The organism is Mobiluncus porci (genome assembly GCF_009695935.1).
GTDB lineage: Bacteria > Actinomycetota > Actinomycetes > Actinomycetales > Actinomycetaceae > Mobiluncus > Mobiluncus porci.
Window position 1 is genome coordinate 41,491 of the sequence record NZ_VUMY01000003.1, and the last position, 24,169, is coordinate 65,659.

Annotated in this window: 9 protein-coding genes; 3 read left to right on the forward strand and 6 right to left on the reverse strand. The window is 56.2% G+C overall.

Annotated elements, in window-relative coordinates:
* Window positions 1-93 precede the first annotated feature (93 nt).
* Together galE and FYJ63_RS02220 are read right to left on the reverse strand one after the other, a co-directional pair.
* On the reverse strand, window positions 94-1,080 hold the full coding sequence (gene galE, locus FYJ63_RS02215; RefSeq protein ID WP_154543381.1) for a UDP-glucose 4-epimerase GalE: 987 nt from the start codon (window positions 1,078-1,080) through the stop codon (window positions 94-96).
* A 206-nt stretch (window positions 1,081-1,286) separates the two neighbouring features.
* A complete protein-coding gene (locus FYJ63_RS02220; protein ID WP_338106787.1) occupies window positions 1,287-2,465 on the reverse strand; it encodes a class E sortase in 1,179 nt (392 codons plus the stop codon).
* A 121-nt stretch (window positions 2,466-2,586) separates the two neighbouring features.
* Between FYJ63_RS02220 and FYJ63_RS02225 the strand changes: the two genes are divergently transcribed.
* Complete coding sequence (locus FYJ63_RS02225; protein WP_287848323.1) at window positions 2,587-2,859, forward strand: cell division protein CrgA; 273 nt, start codon at window positions 2,587-2,589, stop codon at window positions 2,857-2,859.
* A 49-nt stretch (window positions 2,860-2,908) separates the two neighbouring features.
* On the opposite strand, the gene FYJ63_RS02230 is transcribed toward FYJ63_RS02225, so the two are convergent.
* Window positions 2,909-3,346: an acyltransferase gene (locus FYJ63_RS02230; protein ID WP_154543383.1), complete on the reverse strand. Its 438-nt coding sequence runs from the start codon at window positions 3,344-3,346 to the stop codon at window positions 2,909-2,911.
* Window positions 3,347-3,500: 154 nt separating this feature from the next.
* On the opposite strand from FYJ63_RS02230, the gene FYJ63_RS02235 reads away from it, so the two are divergent.
* On the forward strand, window positions 3,501-4,022 hold the full coding sequence (locus FYJ63_RS02235; protein WP_154543385.1) for a peptidylprolyl isomerase: 522 nt from the start codon (window positions 3,501-3,503) through the stop codon (window positions 4,020-4,022).
* A gap of 197 nt (window positions 4,023-4,219) precedes the next feature.
* Complete coding sequence (locus tag FYJ63_RS02240; RefSeq protein WP_229769889.1) at window positions 4,220-5,089, forward strand: rhomboid family intramembrane serine protease; 870 nt, start codon at window positions 4,220-4,222, stop codon at window positions 5,087-5,089.
* 76 nt (window positions 5,090-5,165) lie between these two features.
* On the opposite strand, the gene FYJ63_RS02245 is transcribed toward FYJ63_RS02240, so the two are convergent.
* The 3 genes from FYJ63_RS02245 to FYJ63_RS02260 all read right to left on the reverse strand — a co-directional run bounded on the left by FYJ63_RS02245 (window position 5,166) and on the right by FYJ63_RS02260 (window position 24,053).
* Window positions 5,166-6,827 carry a methyl-accepting chemotaxis protein gene (locus tag FYJ63_RS02245; protein ID WP_154543389.1) on the reverse strand — a complete coding sequence of 554 codons (1,662 nt, stop codon included), beginning with the start codon at window positions 6,825-6,827 and terminating at the stop codon, window positions 5,166-5,168.
* The gene (locus tag FYJ63_RS10995) at window positions 6,820-8,544 is read right to left on the reverse strand and encodes a methyl-accepting chemotaxis protein (RefSeq protein ID WP_229769874.1); all 1,725 of its coding nucleotides are present in this window, start codon (window positions 8,542-8,544) and stop codon (window positions 6,820-6,822) included. The genes FYJ63_RS02245 and FYJ63_RS10995 overlap by 8 nt, the downstream gene beginning before the upstream one ends.
* Before the next feature lie 467 nt (window positions 8,545-9,011).
* Window positions 9,012-24,053, reverse strand: coding sequence for a VaFE repeat-containing surface-anchored protein (locus FYJ63_RS02260; RefSeq protein WP_154543393.1), 15,042 nt, complete (start codon window positions 24,051-24,053; stop codon window positions 9,012-9,014).
* Window positions 24,054-24,169: the final 116 nt, after the last annotated feature.

Genomic DNA, 24,169 nt, shown 5'->3' on the forward strand with positions numbered 1-24,169 from the left:
AGCAATTATTCTTTCACAACTAAGCCTGTACCCGAATCCGGGTGCGAGCTCTAATGAGGACGCGTCTAGCCAGCGAATTTACTCCGCGAAGAATCAGCGTTTACCGGGTTTGACCTGCCAAGCCTCCCAAGCGGAGCGCACGGTTTCCTCCAGGCCGTACTTCGGCTCAAAGCCCATAACCTCGCGAATCCGCGAGGAATCGGCAATCAACCGCGGCGGATCTCCGGCGCGGCGCTCGCTAACCTCGGGAGTGAAGGGAATCCCCGTAACCTTGGCCACCATGTCGATGACCTCCTTGACAGAGTTACCGGTCGAGGTTCCGACGTTGAAAGCGTGATATTCCATATCCTTGCCGGTTTCCTCGCAGCGGTTCATGTATTCCAAAGCCTCGAGGTGAGCCACGGCAAGATCTTGGACGTGGACGTAGTCGCGCACACACGTCCCGTCCGGAGTCGGATAGTCATCTCCAAAAATCAAAGGATTCTTTCCGGCCACAATCCGCTCAAACACCATCGGAACCAGATTCAAAATCGCAGGATCCCCGAGGTCGGGAGCTCCCGCCCCCGCTACATTGAAATAGCGAAGCCCAATCCATTTCAACCCGTGCGCCCGCTCGCAAGCCGCCATCATCCGCTCCCCGAACAGCTTCGTCTCGCCATAAGGGTTAATCGGATGTTTCTCAATGTCTTCGGGGACAATCTCCGCGTCCGGCATTCCATAAACCGCGGCCGAGGACGAGAAGATCATCTTCTTCACGCCCTTTTCAGCCATCGCCTCCAAAACCAAGGCGAGCCCGCCAATGTTTTGTTGATAGTACCAGGCGGGTTTCTCCACAGATTCACCAACCTGCTTACGGGCTGCGAAGTGAATCACCGCGTCCACGCCCTCCAGGGCCCCCAGAAGCTCGGGATAGTGGGAGGAGTCCGCGCAGTCGAGTTGGACGAGCTCGGCCGAACCGATACGATCCTTAGAACCATAGGAAAGGTCGTCAACTACGACAACCTCATCTCCCCGTTCTTCCAGCAATCTCACCACATGGGCGCCGATGTATCCGGCACCTCCAACCACCATCACTCGCATGACTTTCTCCTAACTAACTGTGTTTTCACTCAAATTGAAGGTCTCTACCGCCCAGGGAAAGCCCCACTGGAAGAGGGCAGCAACCACAGCTAACACGATAATCGCCAGTTCGATGACACGCAGCCACTTTGGGCCAGGAAGAATTGAAAAAACCCAAGCGTACATTTCTTGCCTTTCCTCTTGATTTTCCGAACTTCCCAGCGACCTCAGCCAGCGAGTTCGCCGTTGCCTTGTCCCGGATTGGGCTGGCCGGGAACGGGGGTGAGCTGCTGGGCGGGAGGCGCAGTCGGCGATCCCGATTCCGCTGGCGCTTGTTGGCCAGCGGCGTTCATCGCCTCGAGTCCTTGCAGCGCCACCGGACGCCCCTGGGTTCGCGGCACCCAATAGGACAGTTTCGAATAGACAATAAACCGCTCCGTGTTGCCGTATTCCGGATGGCAAGTCGTCAGAGTCATCAACCGCTCACTAGGGACGGTGTCCTTGGGCTGGTGCGGCACCGGATAAATCACATCCCCCTGGGTTGGTAAGACAACCTCGGTTGAGGTGACCTGGTAGACGAGCCAGGCCTGGGACGTTTCCACGACCAGCGGGTCGCCCGTCACGAGTTCCTCCACGCGGCGGAAAGAGTTTCCGTAAGAGCGGCGGTGGGCTGCCAAGGCGAAGTTCCCAAGTTCTCCCGGACCCTGGGTGTCGGTGTAGTGTCCGGCATAACCCGTGTTCAAAATGGATTCTGTGGTTCCTTGCATGACGGGAATGACCATAGAATCCCATCTCGGAACATGCAAAGTCGCGAAAGTCTGGCCGACCGCGGGGATCGTCACGGGAGGCGGCGGATCCGTGCGTTGCACCTCGGTGGTTTCAGTCGCGTCATTGGCCGTTGAGGAAGTGAAAGACTCCACCGCCGCCGCAGTCGCGCCCTGAACCTGCCAGGTTGTGACGTAAAGCTGCCACACGACGAACAGCGCGAGAACGACGCCAAGGGTCAACATCGTCTGGCCGATGCCGGACATGATGAGGATCGAAGGCTTGGTTTTCCGTTTCTGGTTCTGGGATTTCAAAACTGAATCCGGTGGGAGAGGTGGTTGTGGGGAAACTGCGACCGAAGGCTGGGAGGAAGTTGGCCTTTGCGGTGCGGGGCGGGGCGCGGGAGTCCGTAAGGGCTTGTCGGCGGGCTGCGCGACTGTCGGATTCATCAAGGGCTTGCCGACTGGTTGAGAGACCCTGCGACTAGGCTGCTGGCCTATTGCGGAGCTCTGCTGGCTTATTGATGAACTCTCCGGCTCCAACTGACGCGCCGGCATCATCCGCCCGTCCTGCCCCTCACCAGCCAATTCGCGACGCTGGCGACGAGAAGGAAATTGAGCCGGTTGCAAAGGCTCTGGCACTGTGAAACACCCCCGCAGTAAAACTCGAAAAACTAACACTCCGATTTTACCAATTTCCGCGTGTCGCGGCAGGAAGATATGATAGGAACAGTCATTTGAAGAAACCGATAAAGGGGAAACGGTGCCTGAATCTAAGAAGCGTAAGCGCGGAACCAAGAAAGTCCAATCCAACAGCGAATTGCACCCCACCTGGAGCGAAGGTATGAAGCAATCGCCGCGGTGGTACGCGCCGCTGGCGGTGACGATTATGCTGGTGGGGCTGCTGTGGATGGTGGTTCACTACGCTCTCGCGCTGAATCTCGGGATTAATATGCTCGGCATCGGAAACTGGAACATCGCCATCGGTTTTGGCGTCATCATGGTCGGTTTCATCATGTTAATGTGGTGGAAGTAAGGCATAACAAAAAGGGAGCCTCGCGGCTCCCTCCTTGCTTTCTGGACGCTTACTTGTATTCGTCAGCGACAACAACCAAATCGTCGTCGTCGATGTCTTCCCAAGATTCCTCGGCCCACGGATCTTCGACCGGACGGGTACGGCTCCACAGGACGAAGCCGACCGCTGCGGCGGCACCAGCCAACACAAAGGTCAACAGCCACGGGTGGCCGACAGGGCACTTCTTCTTCGGGGGATTCAAGGCTGACATGAGACCATCACTCGCTTTCGTTACTTTATCCTTGAGGGTTTTTTCTCCAGCAACCGCCTTGGTTACTGCATCCTGAGCCGCTTGGGCACGAGGAAGAAAATCATCTTTCATTTTTGCCCCGAAGTCTTCCACGGCTTCGCGAGCCAGCCCCATTGCATCAGCGGCGTTTTGCGCTACATCACCGGAGGCGCGCTTCATGCAATCCATGTCGAGGCATTTTGTAAAATTATCTAGCATTAGCCTTCCTTTCCTGACAGCCGGTTGCGGTGATTTCTATTTTGCCCTTTTTTTGTGAATCTTGCAGGGTGAACGGGAAGAAATCTTTTTATTTTGAGGGCGAGGAAAAAACAATCGTTGCGCGGAGAGGGGCGGGCATGAAAAGATAAGGGTTATGGAAGCTATTTTGCACACATCTGCAGGTGATATTCACCTCGAACTTTACCCCCAGTCCGCGCCGGTAACGGTGAAAAACTTTGTTGACCTCGCCACGGGCGCGCGCCAATGGACCCACCCGATGACCGGCGAAGTTTCGACCGAGCCGCTCTACAACGGCACAGTCTTTCACCGGGTCATCGACGGTTTCATGATTCAAGGCGGCGACCCGATTGGAACCGGAACCGGCGGCCCGGGCTATGTCTTTGATGATGAAATCGACCCCGCGCTCGGCTTCACCGAGCCGTATTTGCTCGCAATGGCAAACGCCGGCACCCGCGGAGGCCGGGGCACGAACGGATCCCAATTCTTCATCACGGTTGCCCCCACAACCTGGTTGAATGGCAAGCACACGATTTTCGGGCGGGTTGTTGATGACGCCTCCCGGGCGGTCGTTGACGCGATTGCGACCGTCGCAACCGACCACTCGGATCGTCCGCTTGATGACGTGATGATAGAGACAATCGAGATTTCTGAATAAGCGGAGCCGCTGGGGTACGGGATCTTCTGGCGTAGTTATAGATGAAGTCAGAAAGACCCGTCTCCGCTGGCTTCGCTCCAGCCAAGCCCAATTAATCCCCGTCCCCGCAGGCTACGCCCTAGTCAAAAATGAACACCGAACATATACCCACTCCCAAGCCCCCGAAAGCGTATGTCACCTCAACGCTTTGCATTGTGATGCTCGTTGTCTGGGTTTTGGAGCTGATTTTTCCCCAGTTACTTCCCCGCTTCGCTTTCGTTCCCGCCATCGGAATTTTCGAGCCGTGGCGCTTCCTTACTGCGGCTTTCCTCCACTCGATTCCAATGCCCTTCCACTTGGCGTTTAACTGCTGGGCGCTGTGGGTCGTCGGACGAGCGTTAGAGCCAGTCTTGGGACGTTTGCGGCTTCTGGCAGCGTTCGTTATCTGCGCCATCGGAGCCATGCTTGCGCAGTGCTTAGTTTCCCTGATTAATCCTCAGGCTTGGGTGACCCTCACGGTCGGCGCCTCCGGAGCCGTCTTCGGGTTTTTCGGGATTGTGCTCGCGATTCAAAGGGTTTTACGTCTCCCGTGGAGCGAGATGGCCGCTCTCATCGGCATCAATTTTATCCTCGGGTTTTTCCTTCCGAATGTGGCCTGGGTTGCCCACCTCGGAGGACTCCTGGTGGGTCTTGTGATTGGCGCTTATACCGGCTGGTCCTTGCGCCAGGCCCAATTCGTGACGGTGCCGATCACTCCGGAGAACTCCGGAGACTCCGAGCAATCAGATAGCTCCCCATCCAAGCCAGGTTTCGGGCAGTACCTCCCGTCAGAGTCAGACCTTCCGGAGCCGAGCGAGGACCTCCCCAATAATCCCAGCTCCACGGACGCTACTATCCGTCCCAGTTCTCGGGCATCCTCCGAGACCAACGGCTCCGCTGTTCTCTTGCAGCGGGTGGTGACCCCGAAAGAGATAGCTCGCGATGTCGCAGTTTATCTCGGACTTTTCGCTATCCTCGTTGGATGCAACTGGCTTTTCTACCACTTCAACTACGAAGCGATTTACGCCATTCTTCAGTTGAGTGCTTAGAGTCGTCACCACTATTCCCCGCCTCGCGATTAAGCGAGGCGTTTTACGAGATGCGTGACACGACCCAGCGCTTAGCTCAGAAGCGGTAGGCCGCAACCTGGTCGTGCATATTATTAGCCTCAGCCTGGAGTTCCGCAGCGGAACCGGCGGCTACCGCGATTTTGCCTTCCAAAGCCTGGATTGAAGAGGCAAAATTTCCCACATACGCGGTGATATCCTGAGATCCTCCGGAGGCCTCGGTAATGGAACGTGTTATCTCCGCGGTGGTGGCGGTTTGTTCTTCTACTGCGGAAGCAATGCTCGTCTGGTAGCCGTTAATTTGGTTGATAATAGAGTTGATCTCGGAAATCGCCGCGCTGGCTGCCTCAGAATCAGCTTGAATCCGGGAAATCATTGCGGCGATGCTCTCCGTGGCCTTCCCGGTTTCCTCCGCTAATTCCTTAACCTCGTTAGCGACCACCGCGAAACCCTTTCCGGAATCTCCGGCACGTGCCGCCTCAATGGTGGCATTCAAGGCAAGGAGGTTCGTCTGTTCCGAAATACTCGTAATCGCCTTGATGACTTCCCCGATCTGAGCCGAAGATTCTCCGAGTTTCCCAACGGTTTTCCCGGCGCGTGCCGAAACCTCGGTTGCCTCCTGGGCAATCCGAGAAGCCTCGGTGGCGTTGCTTGAAATATCACGAATTGAGGCTCCCATCTCCTCCGCTCCGGCAGCCATAGTCTCGATATAGGTGGCAATTTCGTTGGACGCCGCGACAATACCCGTGGCTTTCCCAGTGAGTTCACGAGTTGTATTCCGAACCGAGCTCACCCCAGCACTCACGTCAGCGCTATAGGCGGCAACCCGGTCGGCGGTACTGGAAGTGTGCTGCATGAGCGTGCTAAGCGCCGCCTGAGCCGAATTCAAGGCCTCGGCAGTGTCACGCAATTCGTCATTAATCGGTGTTTCTGCCCGCGCGGTCAGGTCACCAGTGGCCATCGCTTCCAAAGCGCGGGTCATGTTATTGACAGATCGAGTTATTCGAGTCCGAATCTGGTGGGTCATGATTCCCCCAATAATCAGCGCTGCCAGAGGTGCGGCCACCAGTAAAACCTCCCCGATAAACACCATACGATGAGCACTTACGGCCGTGTCGGCAGCCTCTGCCTGGTTGCGTTTTGACAGCGCATCAGTCAGGGGCCGAAGCTCCTGTTGGATTTGGAGATTCGCCTTAAAATCAGAGCTAATGGCTTGCGCGTGAGGATTGTTCAGGACTGTCGCCACATTGGCACTAATCTTCCCCGCCTGTTCCGTCACTGTCATGAGACCGTCATTTTTGATCTCAGCAGGAACCGCTTTCAGAGCTGAACTCAGCTCCTCAGAAGTGGCTTTCAAGGCCTCGAGGCGAGCGGTGACCCGCTCAGCAGGCAGCCTTTGGTTCAGCGCGCTGGACAATTCGCTTTCCTCAGCAACGACTCTGGCGCTCAGCTCAGTGATTTTCCAGGCCTCCCCGTCACGAAGGTACACGTCGGATTGCCCGTTCAACTGGACGGTTAGCCACACAGCCCAGAAAATCACGATAACAAGAACCACAGCGATAGTGACAAGACCCATATTGCGCAAAACCTGGAGTTGTTTCAAGATGGGTCTGCGTTTCGAGGCGACAGGCGGTGTCACCTCGGGTGCGAGCGCCGGAACGGTCACGACGGAGGAAGCAGTGTTGTCTCCAGCGGTTCGGGTTTGATCCATCTCATTCATGACTGGCCCCCTTCCCTTCGGGGTCGCTAGTTTCCCCGCGGTTTTGCAACATCGCTTGGAGATCTTTGGCGGCCTCAGTGAGCTCTCGCATCTTCGCCCCCGATTCCATAAAGATTGTCCTGATTTCTCTGGTTTGCTCGCCCATCTCGGTGATGTCGTGAGCCAGCTGGTCGGTCTGCTGAGCTGAGCGATTAATCGAGGAGGAGATCTCTGCGGTTGTCGCGGTCTGTTCCTCCACTGCGGCCGCAATGGTAGTTTGGGAAGCGTTGATGTCCCCGATAATCCTCGTGATCTCCTCGATGGCTCCAACCGCGTGAGTTGTGTCACCTTGAATGGCCTCCACTCTTGCAGCCACATCCTCGGTTGCGCGCGCCGTTTCAGAAGCAAGGTCCTTCACTTCCGAGGCCACTACGGCAAACCCACGACCTGCATCTCCGGCGCGCGCAGCTTCGATAGTAGCGTTTAAAGCGAGAAGGTTAGTTTGTTCTGCGACCTCGTTGATAGTTTCGATGACTTCCCCAATTTGGCGTGAGGATTCACCGAGCTGCGCCACGGTTGCCCCGGCTTGGGCCGCAACCTCGGTTGCCCGCCTTGCGACAGAGGCGGCAGAGTTAGCGTTTTGGGAGATTTCCTCAATGGATTCCCGCATCTGGGCCGCTCCGGTTGCAATAGCTTGGATATTCGTGTTTACCTCGGTGGCAACGGTTTCAGTCTTCCCGATTTCCTCAGTGACTTGGTTCATGTCATCACGAACCGCGACGAGTTCTCCGAGAGTTTCCCCCGATTTCGATTCGACTGCGACTGTCGAATCGATAGTGACATTGAAGGAATGCTCGAGTTTTGCCGTGTTCGTGTTGAAAGTGTTCGCCATTCCCCCAATTTCATCGCGGTTGAGTCGCTTCACGTTCACGTCCAGGTTCCCCGCAGCGATCTCATTGAAGCCTCTGGCAAGTTCTTTCGTCATCGGAACAATAGACTTCGCAGTCACCTTGTTTACAATGAAAATAATCACCAGCGAAATTACGAGCTGAATTATGATAAAGGTTCCGAGCAGCATGACCTGGCTGTCAAGATACTCCTCGATTTGGGCATCCTCATTGTGCAACGCCACGAGGAACGAGTCGGCTTGGTTAACGAAGGCCCATTCGGTTTCCGTATTTTGCGCCAAGATTTCAAGAAGCGGAGCCTTACCGGCACTAACCGCGCCTTGGAGGCTCGTAATATAGGTGTTGTACTTTTTCAGAGCAGCTTTGACCTCCCCCCAAGCTTGGTTAGTAGCATTGTCATCGGTTCCGGGATCAAGTATTTCGACCCGAGCGTTCATGTCAGCGAGTCGGGTTTCAAAGTTTTCGAGTATAACCGGGTCAATGTCTTGGAGCCTAGCGACTTCCGGGGAAAGCATAGCATCAACGAGATCGGCTTGAGCAAGCTTGAGTCCGGCCCAGTCGGCTTGCATCTGGCCTGTTTGGCTCATGGATTGATTGAGTCGATCCGATAGCGAGGATTGGCTCCCGACCATTACCAGGACGCGAATGGAGGCTACGGCCATAGTGGCGACAACAATGAACATCACCAAGGCGCTGGCAATAATTTTCGCCGAAATCGGGATACGTTGTGTCTTATCTGATACGTCAGGGGGAGGTGAACCGACGGATTTAGCTAGCTGGGGTGGAACCCTATCAGTCGGTTCAGCAAGGGTTGTTGTCTGTTTCGTCATAGTGATCCACTTCGAATTTCCACAAGACTGGGCACCTACTCCAAGTCCATCGCTCAGAGACAGTTTACTGGAAATACTTTGAAACTTTCAGTATTTAAGGTTAAGAAAGGCTTATCGGTGAAGTTTCCAATTACAATCGAGTTTCCCTGCTTCAAGTTCTACGCTCTGTCCGCCAAGGTTCTCAATAGTGTCGTTGAGCTTCCCACACCCCTAGATTCGCGCAATGCCAAATTCGCGGCTCCCCTGAGGAATCTGGATCTTCACGGGAGGTAAAAGATAACAGAGCTAACCGAGTCAGACTATCGTCTGAAATTGAAATACCCTACACCTAGTACTGTTGGCGGCGAGATGCTTCAAGCATCTCGCCGCCAACAGTACTACAGCCTCAAGGGCTTTTGTTCGGGGCCTGTCTAGCTCGAGCCGAGCCGAACCTTGAGGTCCTCCGGCTTTCAAGCCAAGCCTGAGCCTTACTCGGCCTCAGCCTCACGCTTGCGCCTTGCGGCCAAGAGTCCGATCAACCCACCAGCGCCAATCATTGCCAGGGACAACGCCCCTACCATCGCGGCCTGCGCGCCAGTCCTAGCCAAGGTTGGCGGCACCTTTGCCCGAATCGGAGGTATTGTCGTAGCCGGCGCTACCGGAGGAACCGGAGGCGTGGTGCTCGTTGAAGGCGGCGGCGTAAACGGCGTCGTGGTAGACGGACTCACCGGCGGGTTCGGCGGGGTTGACGGCGGAGTGCTCGTCGGCGGAGTGCTCGTCGGCGGAGTCGTCGGCTTCTTCACAACCACAGTCTGCGGCGCGGAGCCAATCTCCTCGTGGCTTAAGACCGGCGTCAAGGTTCCAGCCGGAGCCGCACCTGCTTCGGGCAGATTACCGACATAGGCCCTTTCGAAGACGACCAACTCGGTACCGTCAGCCAAGGCGCCGGTTTCAGCCGCTGTCAACGGGATCTCCATAGTCCACTCACCGGAACCGGTTGCCGACGCTTTCAGGCCTGCAGCCGTCACGGTGGCCCCAACCTGGGTGCCGTCGGACTTCTTCATCAACCTGCCGACCAGCGTGTAGGTTTCGCCAGCCTTCAAGCCGTTGTAAGTCACGGTGTCAACCACGGTCGCGGCTGTACCGGAGGTGACCGTTGTCGCGTCTTTCACCGTAGCCACGGTGCCCATGGAGAGTTCTGGACGGCGGGTGACAATCTGCGGCGGATCCTTCGGATCGCGGTGTTCCACTACCGGCGGAGTGCCGTCACCAGGCGTGTCGCCACCTTCCGGAACCTCGAAGAGGCTCTCGAAGAAGACCACGTCACGGGTCGCATCGGAGGTAGCCGGAACCACCAGCGGGTTCTTCTCGTCCACAATCCACTTGCTGTTGTCAGCGCCCGCGGTCACCTTGGTCCAGCGAACCAGTGGCTGTCCGTCGAGTCCGATCACCGGAGCGGAGTTATCGGTGTAGACCAGTTCGGTCTTCAACCAGTACTCGCGTCCTTCTACCAAGCCGGTGTAGGTCACAGTGTCGAGAACCGGAGTGTCTTCCGAAGGCTTCAACATCTTGCCGCCACCGACAACCGAGGCCACAGTCGCCAGGGTCGGGGTCTTATAGGTGAAGTGGTTCGTGGCTGCCACCTGGAGGTCGCCCTGTGCCACAATCTTGATGTTCACCGAGTTACCGGCAACGGCGTTAGTCCACTCGCCAGCGGCCCAGGTCGTATTCATCGCGACACCGGTCGGCAAGGCGCCGTCCACACCAGTTTCCGTAATGGTGACTGTGGTTCCAGCCGGGAAACCTTCGAACTTCGGGCTAACAGCCTTGGTCGGGTCGTTAGGATCCCACACCAAGTCGAAGGTGTCGGTCAAAGCCGTTCCAGCTTTCACGGCCGTCCCATCCGGAATCACCGCATCGTACTTGAAGTGGAAGGTTGTCGGGAGTCCAGCCTTTTCATTAGCCGGGAGTTCCTCGGCCGCATCCACTATCTTGTTGACCTGGAAGCCACCGAAGTTCGCGGTGACGTTCAACCACTGGTAGCCCTCGCCAAGTGTCGAAATGTTTTCGTGGTGCTTAGCGACGAGGTTTTCACCAGTCTGGCCAGTCGCCAGCTTGCCGAGCGAGGCGATGAACGCCTCACGTTCTGCGGGAGCCGGAGCCTGGTAGAGGTCTTCCCAGATAACGACCTTCTTGTTGAGTTCAACAAGGTTCTTCGGGATGGTTACATTCACTGGCCAAGCGCCGTTGTAGCCATCAACTGAACCCATTCCTTCCACCTTCACGTCGGAGGCGTAGGACTCGAGCCAGTCAATCTTCTTCGGGACAATCTGGCCACCCTCGCTGACGTATTCAACGAAGTAGGTGTGGAGCAGGTAGTCGCCAGCCGGCATGTGCTTGTAGGAAACGTTATCGGTAATCGTCTCCCCGTTGGTGGCGTTCTTGCCGTCCAGTGCGGAGGTATCGGTTCCGATAACCGGCTCATGAGTGAACAGGTTGTTCGCGGTCACGGTGACATTAGACACCGCAGTCGTGCCATCTGTGCCGGTAGCACCAATCCTGACTACACCCTTGCCGTTCTCCGCGGATTCCACGGTCACGCCATTGGCCTCGGTGAAGGTCACAGTGTCCTTCAATCCGGCCTGGTTGACGGCGTTTTGAACGTCCTCGGTGATGGTGCAGGTGTCACCCAGCGGAATGCCGGTCACGGTCACGCTCTCGCCTTCCTTCACCGGATAGGTCTTGGTGAAGCCCTTCTCGGTGCAGGAAACGGTGAAGAGATAGGTCGCATTCTGCTGCTGAACCGTAGCGAAAGCAGAGTCCCATCCGGTCACGGTCTTGGTCAAGGTCAGCGAGCCGAACTTGAACTCGTTGACTGCGACGGACTGAGCCGTGGAGGTGATGTCGTTGTGGGTCGCGACAGGTTCGTTACCGCCCTTCGGGGTCACGTCCGTTTCGGTGACTCCGTCGTAGGTTCCCTCGGCCCAGAGTTGTTCAAAGACCACCAATGTGTGGTTTTCAACAACCTGGCTCCGGCTCACCACGAAGTCCATCGTGGTTTCGTAAACCTTTACGTCCGCTCCGTACTTGGCCTTCTCGGTTTCGTTCGGAAGCTTCGCCATGGCGGCGTCGATCTTGACCGTCGTCGCTGCCTTCACGAGCGGGTTCGTTTCCCCACCCTGGTAGGCCACCTGGTCGAACAACTGTCCACCCAAACCGTAGGTCTTGCCGAGCTCGACATTGTACAAGCGCACCCTGTCGGTAACGGTGTAGGTATCGGGAGCAGTTTCGCCTGCAGCATTCTCGCCTTCCCAAACCGCGATCGACTTCAAACCGGTCGCTTTATCGGAAGCATCGGTCGTCACCGCCGGATGCTTCACGTTCACGGTCTGGTTTTCGTCGTTCGGGTTCTCGTGCGGCGGCGCAGCAGGCTCACCGGTAGCGGTGGCGCCCACGTAGAGCGTCTCGTAGGCGACGAGCTTGTCATTGGCCTTCAAGACCGAGAGCGGAACAGTGAACTTCACCTGAACAGCGGTGCCGTCCTTGATGGTGCCGCTTACGCGCAGCGCGCCGCCCTCAGCAGCAGGAGTCGTGAAGGTCGCGGTCGCGTTTACACCGGACTCGGTAGCGTTGCCGTTCGCATCGACTGCCATCAGCTTGCCCGCAACCGTGTATTCCTTATTCGGCTCAAGGTTGTAGTACTCCACGTAGTCGGTCAGGACAACATTGTTGCCTTCCCACACCACATCGGCACCGGGCTTATTCGCATCGCCCTTGTAGCGCAAGGTCGTGGCAATCTGCGGGGTTTCCACTGCGGAGACCGTCTGACGGGCGTCATTCGGATCCTCGTGCCTCGCGTCCCAAGTCTTGCCTTCCTGGAAAGTCACAGCCGTATCCGGACTCTTCAATGCATCGCCCGAATTTACGCTGGCAATGTTGTCTACCTGGGCGAGGTACTCGTAGGCCACCAACGCGAGTTGGTTCAAGCCGCGGGTCTTCGCCTGCTGACTCCAGATTGCGAGTTGCTCCTTGGTCAAGTTGAACGTCACCTTGGTGGTTTCATTCGCTCCGCCCTTCGCGGTGAAGGGGTCGGAAACTCCAGCAGAAACCACCTGGGGGGCATCTCCGGGGCCGCCCAGATACCTCAACTGGGAGTATGCCTGGTACTGCTTTCCGGGGATGAGACCCGTTCCCGTTACCGTGATGGTATCGGTCAAGGTCACGTCTTGACCGAGTCCAAAGACCTTCGCGCCGTCTTTGTCGAGGTCGGTCACCAAATCGATGTTGTTGTCGGTCTGGACTGTCTGGTTCGGATCGTTCGGATCCTCATGCGGCGGAGCCACCGGATCTTCGGGCTTATCGGTTCGGGTCAAGTATTCATAAGCAACATACTTGTAGCCGGACTTCAGCGCACCGTCAGCAACTGTGAAAGTCACGTTCTGGGTGCCCGCAGCCTCGTGGGGTGCCGCAATCGTGGCAGTGCCAACCGCTATCGGCTCGGAGCTAACCTTGCCGTCAAGGCCGATTTCCATCAGCTTCGCATCCAAGCGGTAGGTCACGCTCGGAGTGAGACCCCAGTATTCGACCACGTCAACCAGCGTCTTGGACGCGGTCGGGACGGTCGGAATAGTCGGGTTCTCGGCCCAAGTGCGAGCGCCATCAGCGGAGAGAATCGTCCGGAATCCGGGCTTGACACCGGTTCCGACAGTCTGCTTCGCGTCGTTGATGTCCTCGTGGGTTGCGGCGGGCTCAAACGGCTTAGTGACGTCGCTACCGGTCGCATCTTGGAAGGTCGAGTCCTTCGGGGTAACTGTCTTGGTGTCGGTGTTGACCGTCACCTCATCAGCGAACCACAGGGTCTCGAAGACGACGAGCTCCGCACCTTCCTTCAGAGTTCCAGCCGGAACCTCGAAGGTCATCAGGTCAGGCATTGTGAACTCAGCGTCCTTTGCAGTGAACTTCTCAGAAACCGCGGTGATGGTCTTGCCCTCAGCGGTCTTCACGGGCTCGCCGGTGGCCTTATCCATGAGGATGCCGGAAACGTAGTATTCCTTTCCGGTGAGCATCGCATGGAAGGTGACACTATCTTTCACGGTTGAATCGGCATCGGCAAGAACCTGGCCTAGTTCGCCGGAACCGCGAGCCGAAGTCTCCAGCTTCGGGAGGTTTACTCTCTGGTCAGCATCATTAATGTCATGGTGGATGAGGTATTCCTTACCTTCGCGGTAAACCGTCTCGAAGACTACCGTCACCTTTCCAGCCAACAGGTTGGCCGGAACTTCGAAGGTTAAGGTAACCGAACCGGTACCGGAGGTGATAACACTTTCAACCGGACGACCCGCTTCACCCTCAGCGCGATAGACCGAGCCAGCTGGGCCAATAACCCGCTCTACGGGCGCGATCCCTGGTGCAGGCTGGTTGGTTGCCTTATCCATCAACTCGCCCTTGACAAGGTAGGCCACCGGGGTGCCGTCGGCATACTTGGCGTTGAGGTCTAGACCGGAGTAATCCACCCGGTCGTTGATGGTGGCTACGGTGCCTACGTTGTTAGCAGTGTGATCTCCGTCAGCCGCATCGGTTGCGGTAGTGTCGAGAGACCCAACCCGAACGGTTTGTGCCTCAGACAGCATGTCCTTGTGTTCCGCAACGGTTTCGCCATTGGCGTCAACCAGTTCTTCAAAGACGACGAACTTCGCGCCCTTGGCGATCTTCTCGGCCGGAACCTGGAACTGCACCTTCTCGACCTGGCTGGCGCCAGCGACGGTGACGTTTTCGAGGTTCTTCGTGGCGACGACGGTCTTTCCGTCAGCAGCCATCAAAGTGCCCTTCAACGTGTAGGTTCCGGGAGCAGCGTTCGTGATCGTGACATCGTCATCAACCGTGACTTCGGTCTGATCCTTCTGGAGCTGAATCAGTTTCGCTCCGCCAACGGTCGCGGTGGTTTCGAGCGACGGGTTGTAAACAACCTGGTTCTTGTCGTCGATGTCGTGGTGAGAAGCCACCGGGGTTTCGCCCTGCAGCAGGTCTTCGAACACGACGACCGGAGCGGTCGCGAGTCCAGCCTTGTCAACCTCGAACTTCACGATGACCTGATAGGCATCGGGGTCGGTCGAGTTAGCCTTATTGGCTTTGAAGGTGACCGGGGTGACCGTGACGTACTTGGCGTCAATCGCGTCGCCGCGCTTGACCTGGGTGCCGTCAGCGAGAACCGCGTCAGCCTGGTAGTGCAGGGTGCCGGTGACCGTGTAGGTGTTGCCCGGCTGGAGGCCGTTGTAATCCACCAGGTCGAAGATCGACACCTTGTCGTTGGACGAATCGAGGTTCTTGTCGTCTGTATCACCGGAGGCGCCGTCGTAGGCGGTGGTGGTGATTTCAACCGGAGTCACGGTGACGGTCTGCGCCGGGTCAGCGGGGTCGCGGTGTTCCACCACAACCTTGCCGTCCGCGTCGCCGTCATGCAGAGACTCGAACACAACCATGTCTTTACCAGCCTCGATGGAGTCCGCCGGGACGGTGAAGACCATGACCTGATCGGCGATCACGCCGGAGGCATCGGACTTGACGGTGACGGGTTGCGCGGTCGCGCCGGGAACTTTGCCGCCATCGGTCTTAGAGCCATCGGCTCCGACAGTCACGTAGTGGAGTTCACCCACCAGCGTGTAGGTGTGTTCACGCTCGAACTTGCCGGTGAACACGACCGTGTCCTTGATCTCGGCGTTTTCCTGACCCGGAACCATCGTCTGGTTCTCGTCTCCGGCATCAACCGCCGTCGTCGCCATGCTGCCGTTGTAGACAGTCTGCTTGTCGTCATTGATGTCATGGTGGACGGCTACAGTCTTGCCGTCTTGCAAAACATCTTCGAAGACGACAACCGGCTGGTTGACGAGGGTCGCGGCAATCTCGGGGCTGACCGGGAAGTGCAGGATCGCGTATGCGTTGCCTTCAGCGTCGGTCGTCACCTTGGCGACACCGTCAGTCACTGCCAGTTCAGACAGCAGCGCCTGGTCTGCGTTGGAGACATGCCCGGAGGCGGGTTTGACTCCGGTCGCGATCTCTTCACCGTTCTCGCCTTGGCGATACAGTTCGCCGGTGACGTCGTATTCCGTGTTCGGCTTCAAACCGGTGATGGTGACGAAGTCGTCAACCGTAAAGCCTGCCGTCACGTCGTCAACATACTTGTCGCCCTGTTCAGTGGCGTCAGTGGTGACCTTGCCGGTGTAGACGGTCTGGGCCGGATCAGTCGGGTCTTCGTGGGAAGCGACAGGCTTCGAACCGTCGTCAACTTTGCCGTCTTTGTTGGTGTCCTCGTAAAGGTACTCGAAAGCGACATAGCTAACCCCGGTCTCCGCCTTGAAGGTGAATGGCATAGTCCAGATCTCTCCGGCCTTCACAGGGATCGGGCCGACTTCTGCAGCCATACCGGTCGCCTTGCCGTCCTTGACCGTATTGAGCTTGCCTTTGAGCAGATAGGACTTATTCGGGTCTAGACCCGAGTAGGTCACGGTATCAACGACCTTCGCGTTGGCACCAGCGGTGACATATTTGTCGCCGTCTTCGTCAACGAGTGTGGTCTTGATTTCTGGGGAGTAGACGGTCTGACGTCCATCCTCAATGTCTTCGTGAACGGCAACGGGAATGTTGTTGGTTTCCACCCGCTCGAAAGCGACAACCGTCTGACCTTTCAGAGCTTGGGCGGGAACGTCGAAGGTCATCTTGATCTCACCGGAGAACGTCTTTTTGGCGTCCTGCTTGGTGAGGTCGATGGTGGCGGTCTGAACTGTCACGCCTTTAACTACGTCGCCTTTCTTAACCTGGGTGCCGTCCGCGAGGGTAGCGTCTCCCTGGTAGCGCAGGGTTCCAGTGACGGTGTATTCTGCGCCACCGCTCAGGTTCTTGTAGGAGACGTTGTCAACTACTTTCACGGTTCCAGTTTCAGCCGGGTCAACGTTCTTAGTCCCGCCGACTTCTCCAATAGTGGCGTCAGTTTCGAGGCTCGGAGTATAGAGCTTCTGGGACTCGGCTGTGACGTCGGCGTGGAACGGCAGTTTCGCAGCCTGGGACGCTTCCTTGAGCTGGTCTGGGGTCATAGCGGAGAGACCCGCCACGTTCACACCAGCCGGCAACAGGTATTCAAAGACCACGAACTCTGTAGCGCCGTTCGCTACTTCCGCGATCAGTTTGTCCTGATCGACGGGGATGGTGTGTTGGAGTTTCGCCTGGGTGTTCGCTTTCAGTTTCTCAATCTTCTGCGGGGAGCCGTTTTCACCAATGGTTACGGCAGTGTTGTCTGCGCGAACGATTCGCCCGTAGAGGTAATAGTCACCCTCTGACACATTGGAGTAGGTCACAGTGTCGCTGACCTGCTGGTCGTTGACGCTAGTGCCTAGAGCCAAAACGCGGGAATTGGTGGCCGAGTTGTTTGCCAGGGTATCCATCGTTTGGGTAAATTTCGGGATAATCGTCTGGCTTTGCGGAAGAGTCACTTCAGCGGCAATCATGTTGCAATTTGAGTTGCATGCGGTCACCACCTGAGGCCCGAGCTTGTTCGGATCACGGTACACCATGACGGCTACAGAAATTCCCTCAGGATGATCTCGGAGAGTATCAAGAGAAACATTGAACTCCAGGTCCTTATTAACCGTGCCCGTACCATCGAAGTAGAACGGTTCGGAGGCATACCAGTCCCAGGAGCCTTTGTCATCAATGATTGCCTTCGGTAGGTAACCTTTGTTGAAGTTCACGACACGACCGGCATCATTCTTACTAAACAGTCGTTCTACTACCGTGTACCAGCCGGCAGGAAGATTGTTGAACGTCACCGTATCAATAAGGCTGATTTGGCCCGTCGTACCTGCGGGAATATCTACAACCTTGCCCTTACCAGCAGGATCCGAAACGGAGTCTTTACCTTCTACTTTCAAATCTGATGTCACGGAATAGAAGCAATCCCACTTGTTATCCATCTGAACGGTGGCGGTGGCTTCCTCTGTGTCCATCACGAATTGGATAGCAGCTTTATCTCCGTTATCGGAGACCATATCGAAAGCGTAGATTTTTTCCGGGGCGAGGGGTTTGCCGGCGGCATCCTTCACGTTGAAGACCGCCTTATGGTGCCACCCTCCGAGCAAGAAAGCGTCGTAGTCGTTGAAGTTGACGTCTTTCTCAGCGACTGTACAGGTCGATCCGACAGGTACTTCTCCGATCAAAGTAGGCTTCAGATTGCCTTGCGCATCCAAGTCGTTCACCGGAACTACCAGGTTGTCTTTTTCTAAGACCGGATCGCCGTTCTCGCCGACACAAGTGGCTTTAACCAAGATGGTCTTCCGATCCATGTAGTGGTGGGTGACATAGGTGCCATTCTCCCACTTTGTGTAGGTTTGAGTGTCGAAGTTGTCTCGGCTGTACGCGCTGGGATCTGTAGAGTAATCTCCGTGTTTCTTAGCTAAGCCTTGTTTAATCACCTGGAGTTTCACCATGTGCTTGGTTAGCTTGTTAGTTGCGGTAATCTCGCGAGTTGTGCCTGCCTTTCCGATCACGAACTTTCCAGCAGTTTCGTCGCTCGCTCCGAACACGTAGTCCATGGGCTGATAGCCGCTGGTGGAGGCTCCCTCATTGTAGGGGGTTCCTGCCAGTTCGTACTTGACTGTCGTAACGACACCGGTCAGAGCCGGCGTTGCCCCGGTCTCCCAGACCTTGCAGATAGAGCCAGACGGGAGGTCAGGTGAAGTCCAGGCTGGGGCGCCCGCCGCGACCGAGAACTTCCCGTTATTGGGGACAGCTATCGGTTTGCCGACAGAATCGGTGCAGGAGTATTGGAAGTTGAACTTCGTCCCATCTGGAACCGTCGCGTTAGATTCGGTGTCTAGAACCTTCTTCAACGTGAACTTACCGAAAGAATCGGTGAAGCGGTTGTCGGCGCTCACAGCGAACGTTGTGTTCTTTTCTATCTTGAAGTTGTTGTGATCCAGCGTCGCTGTCCAAGTCGCACCGTCCACTTTCTCGGTTTTGCGTTCGGTGACGCTGCAGGTGTAGCCCGCAGGAATGTCTTTGCTTTCTTTAGCGACAGAGGAGTTTTCAACTACACCGAGGATTTCACCTGTGACTGGTTCACCGTCGCCGGTGCAGGTGTAATCGAAGTCGTAGGACGGTTGTTTGACGAGGTTGCCTTCACCGGACACAGTCTTCACAATCGCGAACTTACCGAGGTCGCGAGTGTAGGTGTTTTCAGCCACAACCGCGATCGGGGTTGTCTTGTCGAGAGTGAAGGCCGCACCGTTGGAGATTGTTTGACCGTCCTTGGTGAGCTTCAGGATCCAAGTGTGGTTCGCCACATTGGCGTTCGCCTCATTCACGCGGCAAGTCGAGCCCACCGGAATCTTCACACCGTCAATCGTGTCAATGGTTTTGACCGGGTCGGTGTCTTTAAGCTGAACCTGGGTGGAGTGGGTTCCGCCCGTGGTGTAGTCGCAGGAAACCTCGAAGTCGAACACCTTATTGGGATCGACACTCACGTTCTCGCCGCGAACCAGCTTCTTATCTAAAGTGAGCGAGGTGTATGGAACGCTGAAAGTGTTCTGGGCAGTGATCGCGAGACGTGCCTGAGATTCATTGATCGTGAATGCATAGCCGTTGGCGTGTTCATTACCCGCGAAATCAGTGACTTTCGCACCTTCGGCTTCAGATCCATCCACAAGCCACTTGGTTGAGGTGGTTTCATTGGCGTGCGGAGCAACGGATTCTTCCCAAATCACACACTTGGTTCCTACCGCGAGGTTCGGGGACAATTCGACGGGACTCGTGATTGTCATCGGGGCTGAACCATTCACCTTTGAACCGTCTGGTTTCTGGCAAGACCAACCGAAGTTGAAGGTGTTCTTTTCCCAAGCGGCGTTGTTGTTCGACACCTCAGTATCGGGGTTGAACACCTTGTTGAACTGGAACCCAGCTACCTTATCTACATAGTTGTTTGTCGCAGCAAAGTAGAAGGTGGAACCTTCACTGATGGTCTGTTCACCGGAGGTCATAGCGGTTCCAGCAGGCTGGAAGGTTGTCTTCTCGTAGCTTACTGGATTCACTTTCGGGCTCTGGATGAGCGTCTGGTTATAGGTCTTCGGATCGATCTCCGTCACGGAGCAGGTCGAGCCTGCCGGTACTTCAACAGCCGGTGATTCCGCTGTGAGGGATGTTCCGGAACCGTTTACAAACACTTTGACGTAATCCTTGAATGGGTTTGTAACGCCCGCGTACAGCGGGTTGTTCGCGTTGGTGAAGTCACCCAGCGGGGATTTACAGGTGTATGTGAAACGGAACTCGTTCGGGGAGAACGTCACCTCTTGTGAGGAGGTCACGTATTTCATGACTTTGAACGATGCTTTCTGGTATTCCATGGAGTTATTGAAAACAACTTCGACCGGTGGGGCATCCTTCGCGGGAACGGTAACCTCATAGTAGCCGGGTTTGCCAGTTACCGGGGTTGCTCCGTTGACTGCAACTAATGTTGGGGTAATTCCGTCAATACTGACTTTGGAGAGGTCTTCGTGCAGGATGCACTTTGAACCTACAACCATAGTGTTGGACGGGCTTGTCCAAACTTCCCCGTTGCCTTTGAGGTTCACGACATTCGGATTGTCTCCGGTATCGCATTTCAGATCGATCGGATAGGTGGCATCGATGGCTTTCTGGTTTGCGGCAGCGGAGCCGGTCATCGTTTTCTTCAAAGAGATCTTGCCGTACTGAGCGCTGACGTTGTTTGTCGCGTTCAAGGTGAGAGCCGGAGAGCTTGCCTTGCTTTCCGTATCGATCGTCACCGTACGAGACCAAGCGTCGCCAGCTACAGGCTGACCGCCTTGCCAGGTCACTTTATCAACGGCAGATGGGGTGGAGGGGTTTGTTTCCGTCACCTTACAGGTTGTGCCGAGATTGTAAGGCCCGAAAGTCTTTGCGTTTTCGCGCACGTTTGTTGTCTTCGGGTCGTCAATACCATGAAGAGAAACCGTTTGTTCTGGCGCGTCGCCACACTTCACGGTGAACGTAAACGCCTTGTCTTTGAGTGGGTTCTCGTCGACGTTGAAGGACTTCGTCAAAGTGAAGTAGCCCTGCTTGTGCTTGTAGGTGTTTGTGGCTTCAATGACCAGGACGGTGCCGTCTTTCGGTACATCGAAGGAGTACTCGTCCTTTACGGGAGCAGAGTTTCCTGCTTTGAAGGTTACGTCTTCAAAAGTGGTGTTGGCTGGGTCGGAGGGATCAGCGGAAAGCTCTTTCACAGTGCAGTGCTGGCCGGCTTTAATGTTGGCCGTTACCGGAACCGCTTTGCCGTTGGCGGGAACGGTGACTTTCTGGTCGCCTTGTCCGCAGTTGTAGGTGAAGTTAAAGTTACCGGTAATTGCTTCGCCTGAGTCGGAGTACTTCGCGATCTTCTTGATGGAGAAGGAAGCATTCGACGGCTGGTAGTAGTTCAGGAAGGTGACTCCGGCGATCTTGTTGGCTTCGATGGCGCCAACCGTGATGGTGCCGTTCTGGGAGTTGCTGCCGTTGGAGGACGCGGCGGAAACCGTCACGTTGTATCCGGCGGGAGCCGTCGGGCTGGTTTCCGTGATGGTGCACTGGGTGCCAACCTTGAGACCGTCAACCTCATAGGTCCAGCTTCCGTTGTTGGGGAGCCAGAAAACTCCGCCTTCCTGGCTGTCTGCACAGCTATAGGTGAACTGGAAGGTCTGGTTCGGGTTCGCGGCAGCGGCCTGATCCTTGTCGATGCCTTCGACGGTCTTGGTGACCTTGAAACCGCCGGTGAGGTCGTTGTAGTTGTTGGTCGCAACCACCTTGACCCTACCGCCGTTCGCGGGAACCACGAAGGGGTAGTTAGCGGTGAGAGTCGACGTGCCGGCTTCAGAGCGGGTCGAGAACTGGGCGGTCCGACCGGAGGCAACCGGGATCGAGGTGTTCGTCGTCGTGTCCGTCACGGTGAACGGAGTGTAGTTCGAGCCGGTGGACTGCGGAACGACCGTGGAGGAGGTGTAGGTTTCCACAACCTCGCAGACTTCGCCCGGAGTCACGTTCAAAACCGTCTGGCTGACCCCAGCCAGGGTGGGGATTTCGTTGGCAGCACCGCCGCGAGCCGGAGCATACAGCGTCTTGGTCGCGCCTTCGCCGCAGGTCACGGTGAAGGTGACATTGCCCTGGGCGGAGGCAGCAGCTCCCGCTCCGACCTTCTCGAGAACGAGGGTGGCTTGGGGCTGCGTCTTCTTGATGATGACGGTCTGATCCGGGTTGATGCCGTTGTGCGAGGCAATGATGGCGCCGGTGGTGGGATCCTTCAAGACCTCTTCGTAATAGAACTTGTCGCCCTCATTGACATCCGCATAGTTGAGTTCCTTGGAGAACAGTCCCTGCCAGACATCGGTTCCGTCCTGGTCGGACATGACGTTGGCAGTTGCGAGTTCAACCCCGCGCTGCTCACCGTTGCTCGACAAGTGCGTCAAGGTGGAGGTCAGGGTGTAGGGGGTGTTCGGCTTCAGGTTTTCGTACTTCACGTCGTCAGTCAAAGTGACGGAAGCGCCGGGGGTGAGAGTGGCGGTTTCCGCCTGACCGAGGTTGCTTTCCAAGCCGTTAACCTTCGCGGTTGTCCCGATGCTCGGGTTGCTCGGCTGCGGGCAGGCTCCACCGGAGACAGTCAGTTCACCAGAGACATTGACCGGCACGCCGTCGAGGATGATCTGAGCCTGGTAGTGTTTATACTTCATGGTCAGACCGGGAATCAAAGCGTCGCCAACGAAACCGATCTTGAGGGTGCTGGGATCGCTGCCGGTGCAGACGCCGTTGGCGTAATCAAACTTGATGTAGAGCCCCTTCGAGAGTTCCTCCAGGGTCGGGTTAGTCACCTGCTGAGTCAGCTTCTCGTCTTTGTAGTAGCTGATCGTGACTCCCGAGTTTGCCTGCGGGGTCATCGTGACCTGAAGATTTGCAAGGTCGCCGTGGAACGTGTCATAGCCTTCCAGCACGACCTTATAAACATTCGCGGTGTTATCGGAAGTGGTGTAGGCAGCAACGGTCTTGAGCTGCAAGGCTTTGAGCATATCCGAGATAGTCTTCACCTTCTCAGACTGGCGCTTCTGCAGCTCCGCCTGGATTTCAGCAATCTTGGATTGGTCGGGATTATAACGATCCTTGAAGTAAGTTACATTGTAACCGCTGCTGATGTACCACACAAACCACTGCAACGTGCCGAGCTGCGTGTATGCAGACTGACCGAAGAGCGCTTTGTTCTTGTTATAGAGGTCGACAACATTAGCCAATTCCAATTCGTGAGCGGTACCCACATCGAAAGAACCAAAGCCAGCACCGGAGATGTTGATAGGGTTACCTTCCTTCGGAACGCTGGTGTTATCTGGCTCTATACAGAGCGCAGGATATTCCGTCCCGTCACTGGCTGTTAACGTGAACTTGCCACCAGTTGCTGTAGTATTCACCTGGGCAAGCATCACCCGCACTAAACCATTCTTTTTGAACAGTTGGTTTTCGCTGGCAGAACTTGTTATGGGATAGTTCCCAGTGTTCGTAAAGTAGCCGACCATGGTTCCTTTTCCGTTCACCTCAAGGAACACACCGGGAACTGTTATCGGCAGCCCATTCGTACCATTCGTTTCCGTGGTCGGGCTCCACATCGGCGTCCCCATCTCTTCGTAGCCGAGAATCTGCCAATCATTAGCATTCAGCTCATTTACGGGGAGTTCCGAGATGTTGTTGTAGGACTGGCAGGAGTCCCCAGTCTTGGTCGGGAAGATGAGAGCCTGGGTGGCGCCAGTCTCGGAAGCATCGGAGGCAGTGTCTTCACTCGACTGGAGGCCGGATTCTCCCGCGCTCGGGGCGGACTCTTCCACCTCATCCGGGGTGGAGTCGCTCAGGGTCGCCTCGGGAGCGTCGCCGTTCGTCTCTTCTTCAAGGCTGTTTTCCGCCTCCTCGCTCAAACCAGGGGCGCGACGCAGCTCGGTTTCCTCGGGATCATTCGCCGAACGATCCGTCCCGTTAGCGTCGGCAGTTTCCTCACAGGTTCCCACGAATCTGGTGGGATACCAACAGGTGGTCTTATAGTTCAAACCATCTGTCGTGTTGCGCGTGGAAAAACCCCAACAGGAAGTGGCCTTGTAGACGATGCGACCGTACTTCGCGAGCTGACCGTCAGAGGACTTCTCTAGGGGAACCGTATCAAGGTAAGTCGAACTTGTCTCAGCCGAAGAATCACCTCTGGTCTGCCCAAACCTGACGATTTTCGAGGCTATCCCGCTGGAGATGACCTTCCAATCCCCGGTCTGGGTCGTGCCGACGACCGTCGTGAAACTAGGTTTCTCGACGAGCTGCGCGCTGGCGTCAGCCGCCATTGATGGCATGACCAGACCGCCGATAGTCCAGGCAATAGCAACACCTACTGCCACAGCACCTGCAGCCCAGTTACGGGATTTCTTCTTAAAACCCACTTTCGTGAGTCCGGACGCGGCAGATCTGCTTTCCCGCGGTTTCCTGGTCATGTTATCCATAGAGGATCCCTCCGATTATTCAAATTTCGCTGCCGCTTCCTAGGCGGCAGACACTCCTCCTACATATACAGTAATTAAGATTACCATGGCTTTCAGCCAATTCCAAGAGTACTGTA